At 66.7% G+C, this 14,934-nt stretch carries 8 protein-coding genes; 1 reads left to right on the top strand and 7 read right to left on the bottom strand.

Features of this window, described 5'->3' with window-relative positions:
• Window positions 1-109 precede the first annotated feature (109 nt).
• The 7 genes from DF200_RS07360 to DF200_RS07330 form a co-directional block, all read right to left on the bottom strand.
• On the bottom strand, window positions 110-697 hold the full coding sequence (locus DF200_RS07360) for a variant leucine-rich repeat-containing protein (RefSeq protein WP_170112495.1): 588 nt from the start codon (window positions 695-697) through the stop codon (window positions 110-112).
• A 2-nt stretch (window positions 698-699) separates the two neighbouring features.
• The gene (locus tag DF200_RS07355; protein ID WP_109137635.1) at window positions 700-1,659 is read right to left on the bottom strand and encodes a PP2C family protein-serine/threonine phosphatase; all 960 of its coding nucleotides are present in this window, start codon (window positions 1,657-1,659) and stop codon (window positions 700-702) included.
• Window position 1,660: 1 nt separating this feature from the next.
• Window positions 1,661-4,264 carry a transglutaminase TgpA family protein gene (locus DF200_RS07350; RefSeq protein ID WP_109137634.1) on the bottom strand — a complete coding sequence of 868 codons (2,604 nt, stop codon included), beginning with the start codon at window positions 4,262-4,264 and terminating at the stop codon, window positions 1,661-1,663.
• Window positions 4,261-5,529: a DUF58 domain-containing protein gene (locus DF200_RS07345; RefSeq protein WP_109137633.1), complete on the bottom strand. Its 1,269-nt coding sequence runs from the start codon at window positions 5,527-5,529 to the stop codon at window positions 4,261-4,263. Before DF200_RS07345 ends, DF200_RS07350 begins: the two co-directional genes overlap by 4 nt.
• Before the next feature lie 32 nt (window positions 5,530-5,561).
• Entirely contained in the window at window positions 5,562-6,962 is a 1,401-nt protein-coding gene (locus DF200_RS07340; protein WP_109137632.1) for an AAA family ATPase, read from the bottom strand.
• A gap of 52 nt (window positions 6,963-7,014) precedes the next feature.
• Window positions 7,015-13,014, bottom strand: coding sequence for an Ig-like domain-containing protein (locus DF200_RS07335; RefSeq protein WP_109137649.1), 6,000 nt, complete (start codon window positions 13,012-13,014; stop codon window positions 7,015-7,017).
• Window positions 13,015-13,141: 127 nt separating this feature from the next.
• On the bottom strand, window positions 13,142-14,542 hold the full coding sequence (locus tag DF200_RS07330; RefSeq protein ID WP_109137631.1) for a serine/threonine-protein kinase: 1,401 nt from the start codon (window positions 14,540-14,542) through the stop codon (window positions 13,142-13,144).
• A gap of 176 nt (window positions 14,543-14,718) precedes the next feature.
• Between DF200_RS07330 and DF200_RS11325 the strand changes: the two genes are divergently transcribed.
• On the top strand, window positions 14,719-14,934 hold a 216-nt coding region (locus DF200_RS11325), incomplete at its 3' end, for a zinc-ribbon domain-containing protein (RefSeq protein WP_369126287.1).

The following is a 14,934-nucleotide window of genomic DNA, read 5'->3' as shown; positions in this document are numbered from 1 at the left end:
GGAAGACCGGCCGTGAACACGCGCCGGAACGATTCGTGGGTCCCTGACGCTGCTGTACCGGCAGGGCCCCCCGGGCGATATAGGCGCCGGCGCGCGCCGGATGCCGCGGTCAGCCGCGCTGTGCGAGGGCGGCGTTGATCTGCGGGTCGTTGAGCTGAGCCAGCCAGTTGAGCAGTTCCGGGTAGGTGTTCGGATTCTGCGCCAGGTAGACGCGCAGTTCGGGTGCGTACTGGGCGATCTGCGCGATGGTGATCTGATCGGTGTTCGGATCGAGCGCCTGCGCCACCGTGAAGCCGTACTGGTTGGTCGCAACCGGCTGCTGCGCCACGGCGGGCTGCTGTTGCGGCTGGGCCTGTGCGAAGGCTGCCTGCTGCGATTCAGCCGCCTGCTGCGATTCGGGCTGTACTGCCTGCGCTGTCTGCGCCGGTTGCGCGGCCTGTTCGGCCACCACGGGCTCCGTCACATCCTCGCCATGATTCGCGGGCGTGCCGTCGGCCACGTAGCCGCGGAGGCGGGCCTGCTCCTTGGCGCGGTCGTCGCCGAACTCTGCGATCCAGCGCAGCAGTCCTGGGTAGGCGCGGTCGTTCGCCGCGACGTTCGCGCCGAAATCCGGGTTCTCATAGGCGATTTTCGCCAGCAGCACCGGATCGGCGTTCGGATCCTGGACGGCCGCCACGGCGGCATCATAATCAACCATAATCACTCACTTTCCTTCGGCCCGGCGATGTTCCGGGCGGTTACAGTTCTCAGTGTGTCCAAAGTCGATTCGCCGATGTCGGCGAGGTCCTCGTCACGGGCGATCTTCACATACGACCATTGCGGCAGTCCGGCGAGGTCCTCGTCCGCCACGGTCACATCGATCACGATGACGGTGACGTTGTCGCTGCCGCCGCTGGCGAGCGCGGCGTCGACCAACGCCGTGACGGCGTCCTGCGGGGTCTCGTGGGCGGCGGCGATCATGGCGATGGTCTCGTCGTCGACCTCGGAATGCAGGCCGTCCGAGCAGACGATGAACCGTCCGGTCAGGTCGGCGCGGAAATAGTCGGGTTCGATGCCGTCCGGCGAACCCACGCATTGGGTGATGATGTTGCGCGGCACCATCTGTTCGGCGAGTTCGGGCAGCATGGCGCCGACGTCGATGATCTCCTGGCGTCGGGAATGGTCGCGCGTGATCTGTACGAGCGAGCCGGCCTCCCAGCCGTGGTTGTCGCCGCGGCGGTCGAGATGATAGGTGCGGGAGTCGCCCACGTTGACCACGTACCAGGCGTTGCCGTCGTCATCGGTGTGCCACAGCGTCTGCGACTGGTCCTCGTCGCCGGCAAGATCGTCGTAATGGGGGAGCAGCGCCATGGTGTCGGCCAGGATCAGGCCGGTGGCGGTGGTGCCGGCGATACCGCCGTACTCCTCGCCAAGGGCGAGGGCGTCCTGCTGGGCCGTTTCGAACGTGGCGTCGATGGTTTTCCGGTTGCGGCCCACCTGGTCGGCGAGCGCGGAGAAACGGGTCAGTGTGCGTCGGCTGGCCTCCTGCCCGGCCACGCCGCCGCCCATGCCGTCGCAGACGAGGAACAGGCCATGACCGGCCAGGCCGCAATCCTGATTGATGCGGCGTTTGCGCCCTATGTCGGTGCGTAGGGCGGCACTGATATGCATGTCGGTCATGTCATCCTTTCGTGCTGCGGTCGGTCGTCCGCGACGATGTGCGGGAACGCAGTCGTTCCTTGACCGCATTCAACCATAGCAATATTCGGTTAGCGGAAGCGCTCACAACGTTGCCGGCGGACATCGCCGCCGACGAGGACTTCGCCGAGGACGATGAGGTTGCCGAGGACGGTCTGGCGCTCACCGGGTCGGAGAACACGCCCCGCAATGAAAGTCTAGTGCGGATGGCACGATTTCGCGGCAATCCGCGCATGATCGCCCGTCGTACCTGATCGACCGTATTCCAGTATGCGGCCGCGGATGCCTCGTCGATCGTCGTTCCCGAGAACGCCGCGTAATCGGCCTGCTTGCCCAACGCCTCCAGCGTGGACTGCGGCAGGGCGAGCTGCCGGGCCATCATGCGGCTCTGGTCGCGGCGCGTGCCCGAGACGGTGGCACCGCTCTGTTCGGCCAATACGCAGATCTGCCGCCATCCCTGGGCGATGCGCATGGCCGGGCTGCCGTTCCTCCGCGCCCGGGACAATGCGGCGGCCTTGATGGCGAGGATCGCGCCGACGATGATCGCCAGCGCCCAGACGGGGCTTCCGTACAACGCCACCTTGCCGATGGTCGCCAACACCCTGCCCAGCAGCAGCGACGAGGAGGAGTCGTCCGCTTCGCTGCCGTCCAGCTTCGATTGGCCCTTGGTCTGGTTCTCGTCGCGCAACGGGTCCTGCAGGGGCACGGGGGGCTGTCGGACCAGCTTCTGCGGGTTCGGCGGCGTGAGGTTCTGGTTCTTGTTGGGGACCTTCGTCTCCTTCGGCGTCGGATGGAATGCGACCCATCCGTAACCGTCGAGCTTGACCTCCACCCAGGCCTCGATGTCGTTGCCGGTGAAGTCGATGGTCGTCGTGCCGTCCTTGGCCGTCTTCGTACGGTCTTCGGAGATCTCGCCGTCCTTGTCCTTGGGGATGAATCCGAGCACCACGCGCGACGGCAGGCCTAGATCGCGGGCCATCAACGCCATGGCCGAGGCGTACTGTTCGCTGTCGCCCACCATGGATTTTCCGGCGAGCAGCTTGTCCACGCGGTACGAGCCGTGCCCGGGAAGGGACGGGTAGTCGCCCTTGAGGCCATGCGAGAACCAGCCATTCTCCCTGAGCCTGTCGGCAAGGCGACGGGCCGCGGCGCCGCCGTCGGTGCTGCCGCCGGCGAACGACGTGGCGAGCTTGCCCACCGAATCGGGCACGTCCTCGGCCTGGGGCTGCTCCACGACGGCCGCCCGGGAATCATCGATCTGCCCGGTCGAGGGTGTGCGCGGCGCGATGCCATGCTCCGTATACGTCATGCCGGCGCGAGTGCGCGTGGTCAGCATGCCGGAGTTCGTGTCGGTGTTGTAATAGAACGACTGGGCGTCCTCGCCGGACAATCCCACGGACGTGGCGACGCCGGCCGTGGGAAGCCACACGTCCGCGAGCCCCTTATGCACGGTGAACGTGGCCGTGAACCTGTCGCCGGATGTCCTTGCACGGGCCTCGTCGCCGATCGTCCGGCCCACACGACGGTAATCGGACGATCCCGCGGCCTGCGACGAATCGGACAGGTTCCATACCGCGCCGTCGAACCTGTCCATGACGGCCAGCCGCACCGGAGTGGCGGCGGGAAGGTCCTTCACGCTCAGCAGCGTGTCCTTCTTATGGTCCTTCACATAGGCGCGCAGGCCGCTTAACGGACTCGAATAGTTGTAGGGGCTCAATGGCGGCTCGTACCTGTCGCGCAGCACCTCGCGATGCTGGGCCACGACCAGCGAGGAGCCGAACGCCAACGCCGCTGCCAATACGATGATGACTCCCGCGGAGATGAAGCGATTCAGCTCCAGCATCCCCAGACGCCAGCTCAGCCAGACGACCAGCAGCAGGAACAGGGCGATGCCAACGGCCACCGGCTGCACGCCGGTGTGCGTGCCGAGCGCAGCACAGACGGCGAAGCTCGCGCCGACCGCCACCGTCGAAAGCACGGATGACAGCGGCTTGCGGGCGATGGCGAACACGCCGGAAAGGAAGCCCGACCACAGCACTATCGTCCACAACGCCATCAGGTCGCCTCCACCGGTTCCCACGGCGGGGTCGATGGAGATCAGGTACTTGAATGAGCCGAACGTGGCGGAGACGCCTTCGGCAAGGGTATCCGGACCGGGAATGACATGCGCGATCGTGGTTCTAGGCAAGGCGATCACCGGGCCGATGATGAACTGCGCGGCAAGCAGGAACACCAGCTGCCACCACAGGCGCAGCATGGTCCGCACGCCGGCGAACGCGATGAGCGCTCCCAGGACGGCGGCCGGCACGGCGGTCGCGGCCCATGCCATCGGCGAGCCGTAGACGTCGATGAGGTTCGCTGACGCCAGCAGGTTCGCGGCCAGCATGACCGTCAGGCTCACGGCGTGCGACGCGAGCGAATGCGCGTCCATCAGGGCGTTGCGCTCGCCGCCCTTGAGGCCGCGGGTGATCCAGATGGCCGAGTGCGTGGATTTCGCCCAGGTGCCTGTTCCGGTGCCTGTTCCTGTTCCGGTGAGGTCGGAGATCCCGGATGCGGTGTGCAACGATTCGAACTGTGAATCCGTCATGCCAATGCCCCCATCACCAAAGGAAGGTCATCGAGTTCGCCGATGGTGGCCATCGTGAAGTCCTCGAACCGTTGGATGGCGCGTTGCGCCCCCAGATCGGCGACCAGCACCAGGCAGGTCGCGCTTTTCGGCAACGGCAGCACCATGCGCTTGATTACCTCCGGGCTTTTCATGCTGCCCACGGTGAAGCAGTAGAGCGAGGCGTCCGGGCAGTGGGTGAGCGCCGGTACGGCGAGATTCGGATTCTCCTCCTCGTCCGGCAGTATGCCGCTGCATTCGTCAAGGAATTCCATGGACCGCGCCGGGTCGGTGGCGTCGTCGCCGACGAGCACGCGCATCCGGCGTCCCTGCAGCGTGCACTGCACGCCGATCGATGCGTGGATGGAGACGGCGAGCTCGAACTCCTCGGCGTTGATGTAGTCGTTGGGATTGACGCCGATTCCCAATGCCGTGGTGGTCTTGCGGGTGGCTTCGTACTGGCGGATCATGAGCCCGCCCGATTTTGCGGTCGACAGCCAATGCACGTTGCGCATGTCGTCGCCCGGCTGGTATTCGCGCAGACCGTAGAAATCGAGGTCGTCGTCGACGATGTCGCCGCTCGGCTGGCCTTCGAGGTCGCGTTGGACGCCGGCGTTCAACGTCTTGAGCCGTGTGATCTTCGGATGGATGAACACGTTGATGCGGCTGGCGAGCGTCTTCTCATGGCGAATCAGGCCGAACGGGTCGCCCTTGCGGATGCGCAGGGGGCCGACCGGCAGCACGGCGCGGGATATCGTGGCGAACTCCACGCTCGTGTGCTTCTCCTGTTTCGGTGCCAGCGCGGGGATGGAAAAGCCCTCGTGCATGGAGCCTAGCGACAGATCGCCGCGCGCGTGCACGGTCGGCGTCCTGCCGGGGTTCGTGATGGCGACGTCCACCGGCACGACGTCGCCGACGGTCAGATGACGGCTCGGTACCGACAGCGCCGCCGAGAACCCGGTGTTGCCCAACGACATCGTGACTGCGGCGGCCAGCATCACCGCTCCCGTCACCGCCATGACCAGCAGTTCGTGCCAGCGCACGAACGCGAAGGCCGCAGCGCAGACGATGGTGAGCCCCAGCACCGTCCATCCCAACGGGGAGACGTATGACATGAGGAAGCGGAGCGGTCCTCGGGCGGAGCCGTCCCGGAGTAGTCGACCGCCGCCGCGTCTCCGGGAGCGTCCTGCCGGGGGGCGGCGACGGGGCGCGCCAGTCCGCTGATGCAATGCCGTTTGTCGAGCCATGAGTCCACGTTCCTTGGAATGCGAGTGCGGCGTCAGGCGCCGATGGTGGGGGCCACCACGTCGGCGAGGATGTCGGTGATGACGCCGTCGGCGGTCGCGCCCGCGAAGGTGGCCTCGGGGGTGAGGATGATGCGGTGGGCCAGCACGACGGAGGTCAGGTCCTTCACGTCGTCGGGCACCACGTATCCGCGGCCGTCCGCGGCGGCCCATACACGGGCCAGACGGATCAGCGCCAGCGCGCCGCGCATGGAGGCGCCCACCAGCACCCTGTCGTTGTGGCGGGTGGCCTCCATAAGGCGCACGATGTACTCCTCGATGGCTTCGTCGACGTGCACGTTCTCGGCGAGGCCGCGCAGTTCGAGGATCTCCCCGGCGTCGGTCACGGGACTCACCGTCTGCGCGCGGTCGCGCACGTTGGCCTCGTGAAGGATGCGCAGACTGGCCTCGTGGCCGGGGTCGCCCAACGACGTCTTGATGAGGAAGCGGTCGAGCTGCGCCTCCGGCAGCTTGTAGGTGCCGAGCTGCTCGATGGGGTTCTGCGTGGCGATGACGATGAACGGCTGCGGCACCGGATAGGTGACGCCGTCCACTGTGACCTTCTGCTCCTCCATGACCTCCAGCAGTGCGGACTGCGTCTTCGGCGAGGCACGGTTGATCTCGTCGGCCAATACGGTCGACGCGAAGACGGGTCCGTTGCGGAACGTGAACTCGCCGGTCTTCTGGTCGTAGAACGTCACGCCGACCACGTCGCTCGGCAGCAGGTCCGGCGTGAACTGGATGCGTTTGAACGGCGCGTCTATGGAATTGGCGAGGCCTCTCGCCAGCTGCGTCTTGCCGGTGCCGGGATTGTCCTCCAGCAGCACGTGCCCCCCGGCGATCAGCGCTGCGACGCACTGTCGGATCGTGGTCTCCTTGCCGAGGATCACCTGTGCGATGTTGCCGACGATGGCGCCGAACACCGTGGTGAAGCGCGCGATGTCGGGTTCGGGCTTCGGCAGCATCGAGTTGTCGGATCGGCCAGATGCGGGCCGGGTCTTGGGACGCCGGTCCGGGTTCGGTCCGGGGGCGGTCGCATGCGGGGCCGGTTTCGCCTCCGTGGTCTTCTTCGGCAGTCTGGGCTTGTTCGTGGCCGGTGCCTGCTTCTTGCCGCCGTCCGCCGTGCCCGGACGGCGGGGAAGGGACGGCTTGGCCGGGGATTGCGCGGCGGTGCCTTTCTTCTTCGGCGTCGCGTGGGCCGTGCCGCCCGGGCGCTTTGATTCGGACAACACGGTCGAGTCGGACAACACCGTGGAATCCGACAGTCGTGTCTTGTCGGACAGCACCGTCGAGTCCGACAAGACGGTGGAGTCCGACAAGACGGTGGAGTCGTCGTGCTTTTCCGGTCCCTTGCCGCCGTTCGGCGCCGGCTTCCTGCCGTTGGTGTTCTGGCTCATATCGCTCCTTTGGTTGTCCGTGTGTCGTCCTGTGTCCGGTGCGGTCGCCCGTTCAGTACAGTCGCCGCGAGGCGGCCTGCATGATGACGTCCGGTGATGACTGGTTGCGTTCCATATACGCCGACTGCATCGATGTCGTCTTCGTCGGCAGTGCGCGGCCGTCGCCCGTCAGGATGCCGTCGGCGTCGTCCGTGTAGTTGGCGTCGTTGTTCAGTGTGACCTTCAGCGACCAACGGACGTCCGGCGTCGTCTCGCCGACGCTTCCGGACTCGTCGCTTCCTTCGGATTCGCTTCCTTCGGATTCGCCGCCTTCGGATCCGTTCCCGCTTTCGGAGTCGCCGCCCGACGGCGGTTCCGGCTTCGTGGCCGACTCCATGCCGACGACCGAGGCCTTGATGGACCTCACATCGGGGGTCCATCCCTCCACGACGTGGTCGTTGACCGTGAGCACGTAGGTGGCGTTCTGCCCCCATCGTTGGATGTCGCTCGCGTGGTTCACGTCAATGGTGTTGCGGTCCTTGGCGTTCCATGACAGCGAGAACGATTCACCGATCCTGGGAGGAACCTTGTAGACGTAGTTGCGGTCCTCGGCCGTGACGGACGGTCCTTTGGCGCCGTTCAGCGTCTGGTATGCGGTGGCGGATGGGCATCTCTGCCATTCCCCCACATGTTTGGTGGCGGAGCCGCCGCTGACGCGTTCACCTCCGAATGTGACGACGATGTCGTCATACGTCCCGGTGCCGTGCCAGATGGCTTTGCAGTCGCCGTTGCCGCTGCCGGAGACGCTCAGGTCGGGCCTTCGGATGTCGTAGGTGGGTTTGATTTCGTTCGACGTGGCCTTGGCGGGGCCACCTCCGGTCTTCTCCGGTTCGACGGTGGCGGTGACGCTCATCGGCTTGAAGTAGTCGTTCCGGTCTATGGAGACGGTGAATGATCCGTCGGACGAGCATGGCACGCTTCCGCCGGTGCTCAGGGTGATGCTGGAGCAGCCCGCGCCGTGCAGGTCGCCCAGCGTCACGGTGCCGGCGACGGTCGTGGGGTCCGTCTGCCTGATGGTCACCGATGGTGCGTCGATGTCTCCCCATGGTGCGTCGTTGTTGATGCTGGTGCCTTCGATGCCGTCGCCGGCGCGGTTGTGTGCGCGCACGCGTGCGGTGAACGCCTTGCCTCCGGCGGAGTTGTCCACGGTGAACGTGGCCGTCTGTCCGGTGACGGTCTGGGTCTGCGAGCCGCCCGCGCCGGTGATGGTCACCGTGTACTTGTCCGGTGCGGACCCCACATAGTCAGGCGTCGTCCACCCGACCAGCACCTTCTTGTAGTCGCCCTTCACGCCGATTTCGGCGGGGGCGTCGGGGACCTTGTCGGGCATGCCCTTGACGGTGTTCGAGGGATCGGACCAGCCGACCTCGTTCATGGCGCGTACGGTGAACGCGTACTCCCGGCCGTTGGTCAGTCCGGTGATCTGGCAGGTGGTGTTCGCGCCGCAGGCGACCCTGCGGTCGTCGTAGTCGACCTCGTATTCGGTGATCGGTGCGCCGTTGGCAGCGCCGGGCGTCCATGCCAGGTTCACCGAGCCGTCGGCCGGCGTGCCCGCCACGGGGGAGAGCAGTGGCGGGTTCGGCTTGTCGACGATGGACACCGTGACGATGGCGGTGACGTTGCGCGAGGCGTCCTTCGTGCCGTCCTGTACGGTGACGACCACCTTGTTCGTGGAGGCGCCGATGTTGGAGGCGGGGGTGATGGTCAGGTCGCCGCCCGCCGTGTAGCTTACGGCGATTCTGGATGCGTCGTCGGTCGTCGCGCCGATGACCGTCAGCGGCGTGTCGGGGAACGGGTTGTATGCGCCGTCGAGGACGTTCACGTGTTCGGGCGTGCCGGCCTTCGCGCGGATCGCCTGCCCCGCCACCCGGGCGAGCGGCTGGTTGGTCCGGGTGACGCGCAGCGTGACGCCCGCGTTCACCTTGCCGTTCGCGTATGTGATGGTGATGGGCAGGGTCACCGTGGTGCCGGGCCTGGCGTCCTTCGGCGCACTGACGGTGAGGGCGCCGTCGGACGAGAGCGACGCCTCCACGGGGCTTGCGCTGCCGCCGGTCGAGTACGTGTACGTCTTCTCGTCCTCGTATGCGCCGTCGGGGGCGTGGGTGAGCTCGCGCAGCGAGATGGTCTTCTTCGCGTCGCCGGGCACCACGTCGATGGTCGGCGCGGAGAACGTGGGCGGCGGCACCTGGCGGCCTATCACCGTGATGGGAAGCGTGAGCACCGCCGAATTGATGATGGCGTTGCGGTCCTTGCCCTTTTTGCCGTCCACCGCGGTGAACGTGATGGAGGCCGGACCCGCGTAGTCCTTGGCCGCGGTGAACTTCAGCTTCGTGTCGCTGATGTAGAGGTCGCCGCCGTCGGACTTGGTGGCGCTCACCGACTCCTTGGATTCCACGCTTGCGGTCTTGCCCGCGCCCACGCGCACGTAGTCGGCGATGTCGATCTCGATGGTCTCCCGGGCGTGCACCTGCAGCTTCGGCGCCTTGGGGCGAAGCGTCGGCGGGAACACGCCGTAGGCGGGCACCTGGATGAACGCCGTGGAGGTGATGTCGTATTTCGTGTTCGTCACCGTGTACGGCACGGCGCGGGCCTCGTCGGTCAGGTCCACGGCGATGACGGTGGAACCGGCCCCGCCCTTGCGGTGCGCATGGTCGCCCGCGCTGGGATGCACGTCCACCCTGAGGTCGTCGAACGTTCCGGACGGGTTCGCCATCCAGTCCCTCACGTCCACGTCGACGGTCTTCTTGTCGATGGTGGCCGCCGCGGGCACCTTGTAGTCGTATGCCGTAGGAGGCGAGATGGGGGCCTTGTCGGAGACGTTGACCGTCAGCGTGCCGGTGTCGGACAGCCCCGCCTTCGTCTTCGCCGTGTACATCACGTAGGCCGTGCCCGCGTTCGACGGCGCGGTGAGTTCGATCATGTTGTTGCGCACCCTGGCGTCCTTGACGCCCTGCATGTCGAGTTTCCCGTCGAGTTCCAGGCTGTCGGAGTCGCCGGAGATGTCGTTGATGAGCACGGGAACGTCCACCTTGGTGTTCGGGCGGATGGACAGGGTGTCGTCACGTGCGTACACGCCCGAGTCGGAGCTGGACCTGAACACGCCCACGCGGATCTGCGCCTGCGCGCGCTGGCCGGTCCAGTCCTCAACGGCGTAGCTGAACGTGTCGGTGCCGGCGGAGTCCGCATACGCCTCGTAGACCAGATAGTCGGCGCCGGTCTCGGTGATGCGTCCCAGTTTCGGCGCCGTGTTGCCCAGACCGTTCAGGGTGTCGCCGTCGCCGTCCACGTCGATGCCGGTGAGCGTGATGGGTATCCTCACCTTCTGCCCGGCGGCGACCTGGGCCTCCACGTCGGCCGGTGTGGGGGCGGGCTTGCTCGCCGCGTCCTTCTTGTGCACGGTGATGGTGATGGTGCCGGACGCGGTGTTGCCGAGATTGTCCTGCACCGTGTACGTCACCGGATAGACGCCCTGCGTGTCGGCCGCCTGGTAGCGCACGTTGTTCTCGGAGACGAACACCAGCCCCCGGAACGTCTTCCTGTCGTACTGCAACCCGGTCCTGAGCTTCACGGTCGTGCCGTCGGCGTAGGTGACGTGGTCGAGCACCGGCACGGTGACGATGCCGCCGGCACGCACCTGGACGTTGATGTTGCCCGCCTTCGGGGCGTTGTTCTGCGTGGCGAGAGCGGGGGGCTGCAGCACGATGCGTCCCTGGCTCTGGCCCTGCGCGTTGGCCACGGTGTAGCTTACGGACACCGGCTTGGTCGGCACCTGCCGTGCGGTGAGGTATACGCGTTTGTGGCCCACGATGCCGGTCTTGATGCCCGAGTCCCCGGGGGCGCTCACCGAGTTGATGGCCAGCACGCCCCCCAGCGGGTCGACGTCGTTGGCCAAGGGCTCCACGATGGCGGTGTTGTCGGCGCCGAGCAGCGCCACGTCGTTGGCGGCCACCGGCTTGGCGTCCTTGCCGTCGGCGCCCCTCACCTCGATGCGGGCCAGGCCGGTGGTCGGCTGCGTGCCCTGCGTGATGGTGTACGGCACGTAGTAGGTGCCGGGGTTGGCCGCCTTGAACGTGAACGACATGTCCTCGTTGTTCGCTGCGGTGGAGGCGTTCGCCGGCTGGGTGACTGCCGAAAGCTGCGCCGGCTGCGCCGAGGTGCCGTGCACGTACGGTTTGAGCGACACGGTGGTGCTTTTGTTCGGCTGCGCCTGTTTCACGATGGGGTCGATGACGGCGGTGAGCGTGTTCGCCGGCCTCACCGAGAAATACACCATGCCCTTGCCGGTCTTTTCGCCGTCGGACACCATCACCTGCACGCCCACGCGGCCGGATGCCTGCGATCCGGTGTTGAACACGAGCTGGCCGTCGGCCCGCGTGGAGACCATGACCTGGTCCGAGTTCGTGGGTGTGGCCGAGACCAGCGTCATGGGGTCGCCGTCGGCGTCGGTGAAGCTCGCCAGCGCGTTCGCCGTGTAGGAGGCGCCCTGCTCCACCTGGTATTCGGGCGGGACGTCGTTCTGTCTGGGGGCCTTGTCGTCGTTGCTTCCGGTGACATTCAGCGTCACCGTGGCCGAGGATGTCTGTTCGCGGCCGTCGGATATGGAGTATGAGAACCGGATCGTGCCCGCGTGGGCGTTCGTCGCGTCGAGCTGCAGATACCTGCCGTCGTAGACGGGTGCCACGGAGGCGTCGCCCCCGGGGGCCTCCACCTTGTCGATGTGCAGCACGGAGCAGTCGGTCTGCTCGTCGTTGCGCAGCACGTCGAGGATCTCCTCGCCGCCGGCGCGTACGCCGAACGTGTCGTCCACCGCCTTGATGGAGCCGGACGTCGCCGAGCATTTCTCGGCGAAGTTCTCATGGGTGTCGGCGGTGTTCTGGCTTTCCTCCGTGGTCGTCGTCTTCTCGGTCTGGATTTGGTTCCACTGCAGTTTGATGACGTCGGTGGAATCGTCCGGGTTCCAGACGTTGCCGTTCGCCACGTCGTTGAGCACGACCAGACGGTGGTTGGTGCGGAACGTGAGCTGAGAGGTCTCGGAGACCTCCTTCAGCGTCGCGAAGTCCGGCTGGTCGGCGAGGCGGCCGTCCTTCGGGGCTCCGCATGCCTTGATGAAGTTGTTGGCGCTCTGGCTCCATGCCGCGTAGATGCATCCCGACGACGACACCGGCCGTGCCGGGTCGCCGTTTCCTCCGGATTTGAGCGTGACGGGGCGGGCGTTCCCATGGTCGAGGTCGACGACGACCAGTCCCGCGGTCGTCGCGGCCGCCACCCAGGAGCCGTCCTGGCGGCCGTCCACCGGCGGCCGCTGCAGCGTGACCCTGCCGGTGGTCGGCAGGGTCACGGAGCCGCCCTTGAACGACAGCGTGGCGTCGGATACGACCATGGGCCGGCCTCCGACCACGGTGAAGTCGTCGGCGGCGAGCTCGCCGCCGTTGTTGAGCGACCCGTATTCGCGGGGGTTCGAGCCCCGCGGATTGGACAACGTCAGCACCATGGCGTCCGACGGGCGGTATCCGTAGACGACGCCGTCCTTGTCCACGGCGATTTTGCCGCCCTGCCCCAGACTCATGACCGGTTTGGCCGTGGTGGGGGAGACGCCGTCGACCGCATCCGCCTCGCCTACCCATACGTCGCCGCTTTTCGTGTTGAGGAACGCGATGGTGCCTCCGCCGATCGCCGATGTCGTCTCGCCCTTGAGGTCGGTCTGCCCGTCCACGCCGACGGTGGACGCCTTGATGCCCAGGGCGCGACCGCCTTCGTTGAGCACCGTGCTGTCGCCGGATTGGTCGACGTCGAACCGTTGGGCGGACGACGACACCGCCGCATCGGCCTCCTGCAGCTTCACGTTGAACCGTGCGGCCTTCTGGTTCCGTAGCGAGGTGATCCATACGGTGCCGTTGTCCAGCTGCACATGCTGACGGGTGATGGAGCTGATGATGACGGCGCCCACGACCACGCCGAGCATCAGCACGAGGGCGATGACCGGCATGATCCAACGGCTGCGTCTGGTGGGCATGACGCCGCGCAGACGTGCCAGACGGGCGCGAATGCCCGGATGCCTCTCTTCGCTGCCGTTCACGGCCTCCCCCTGCCTGTGCTCTCCTATGGGTACGCCTTCCATGGTACGACGCGCGTCGTAAAAGCTATTTGCGCACCGCGCAGGCGGTGGCGGGGGTGGTGGACATCTGCCGGTCGGCGCGCACGATGCTCACCTGGATGCACACCTGTTCGTCGGTGACGCCTCCGATGTTCACCGTCGGCTTGTCCACCAGCGACGACGCGGAGTCCGCCCCAACCTTGTTCCATGCGTACCGGTCGCCGTCCCGGGGGTCGGGATTCGTCCATGTGAACGTGGCGGTGTCGCCCTGCAATGTGCCGGTCAGGCCGGTCGGGGACGGCACATCGCCGTTCGAGGTCGCCCCCAGACCGGAGGACGGGTCGTCGTGCGAGTCCAGCCCTCTCGCATCGTCGCCCACCACCTGCGATCCGCCGCCGTCGTGCGCGGTGTCCATGCGCGGCATGACCACGAACGCCATCAGCGCGGCCACGGCAGCCACCGCGGCCGCGATCGCGACACCGACGGCGGCCGGTCTCGCCCAAGTGGCCTGGGCCTGCGGACGCGCCCCGCCGTCCCCGGTCGCGGCCTGGCGTCCCCGGCGACGCTCCTGCGGCAGATACGGCGGTATCTCCTCCACCGTCACCGGGGTCTGATGTCCGTAGCACTGCTGCTGCACCCTCTGCATATCGCGCGCGAATTCAAGCATGGAATAATACCGAGCGTCCGGGTTCTTGTTCATTGCCCGCCGCAGCACCTTCTCGAACTCCTTGGGCACGTCCGCCCTGCGGATGCGGGGAAGGTCCTCGTCCACTATCACCTGGGCGAGTTCGTGGTTGTCCTTCACCTTGTACCCGTATTCGAACGGGGAATGGCCCACCAGCATCGCATACAGCGTGGCGCCAAGGGAATAGATGTCGGTGGCCTCGGAGCCGCCGGAACGCCCGGTGAGCACCTCGGGCGGCGCCCATGGGATCGAGAACCCCTTCGCGCCGCGCGTCGTGTAGATCGTCGAGGAGATGCCGAAATCGGCGATCACCGGCAGGCCCTGCGTGGAGATCAGCACGTTGCTGGGCTTGATGTCGCGGTGGATGATGCCACGCTTGTGCGCGGTGAACAGGGCGCTCGCCAGGTCGATGCCCACGGTCAGCACCTGGTCCACGGGAAGCTGGTTCGAGCGTGAAAGATCCTTGTAGCTGCCGCCGCGCGCGTATTCGAGCACCATGTAGCCGCGCCCGCCGGGCGTGATGCCGGCGTCGTATATCGACAGGATGTACGGATGCTCGGAGAGCTGCGCCATGAAGTTGGCCTCGGAACGGAAGCGGTTGCGGCTGTTGCGGTCGGCGAGCGGCGCCTCGTTGATCTTCACGGCGACCAGACGGTTCGGCACCCGCTGGTGGTAGAGGAACACGGCTGCCGTGCCGCCCGCGCCCAGCCGGCGTATGAAGTCATACCCCTCCAGCAGCGGTGGTTCCACCTTCACGCCCATGACCGGCCCCCTTGATCGATGACGACTCGTCCGGAACCGTCCCGTCCGACTTCGGACGCCCGGTTTCCTGCTTCGCATCCTACCGGGCAGACGGAACACGGGCGTGCCCCGCACCCTGCTAACCAGGGGATAGCTTCAGGGGGTTTCGTGGATGGAACGTCGGAATTTCGCGAATCATGCCCTTTACAATGGTGGGGAAACAGAGAAGGAGAACGCTCATGAAGATTTGCGATCGGTGCGGGCAGCAGAATCCCGTGGAAGCCAGGTTCTGCCGCGGCTGCGGCCATCGGTTCCCGGACAACGTGCCGGTGTCGGAGCCGGCGCGGCAGGCCGCGGCCCCCGTCCCCTCCGTTCCCCTGCCCGGTCCCGGGCTCGTATACACCTCTCCGCGC

The sequence above is a fragment of the Bifidobacterium catulorum genome, assembly GCF_003129925.1.
GTDB lineage: Bacteria > Actinomycetota > Actinomycetes > Actinomycetales > Bifidobacteriaceae > Galliscardovia > Galliscardovia catulorum.
The sequence above is the reverse complement of the archived record's forward strand: the minus strand, read 5'-3'. Positions and strand labels throughout refer to the sequence as shown.

Bases quoted from the DNA above. Each gene is read 5' to 3' on its own strand.
- DF200_RS07360 (WP_170112495.1), bottom strand. From the start codon at position 697: ATGGTTGATTATGATGCCGCCGTGGCGGCCGTCCAGGATCCGAACGCC.
- DF200_RS07355 (WP_109137635.1), bottom strand. From the start codon at position 1,659: ATGACCGACATGCATATCAGTGCCGCCCTACGCACCGACATAGGGCGC.
- DF200_RS07350 (WP_109137634.1), bottom strand. From the start codon at position 4,264: ATGACGGATTCACAGTTCGAATCGTTGCACACCGCATCCGGGATCTCC.
- DF200_RS07345 (WP_109137633.1), bottom strand. From the start codon at position 5,529: ATGGCTCGACAAACGGCATTGCATCAGCGGACTGGCGCGCCCCGTCGC.
- DF200_RS07340 (WP_109137632.1), bottom strand. From the start codon at position 6,962: ATGAGCCAGAACACCAACGGCAGGAAGCCGGCGCCGAACGGCGGCAAG.
- DF200_RS07335 (WP_109137649.1), bottom strand. From the start codon at position 13,014: ATGCCCACCAGACGCAGCCGTTGGATCATGCCGGTCATCGCCCTCGTG.
- DF200_RS07330 (WP_109137631.1), bottom strand. From the start codon at position 14,542: ATGGGCGTGAAGGTGGAACCACCGCTGCTGGAGGGGTATGACTTCATA.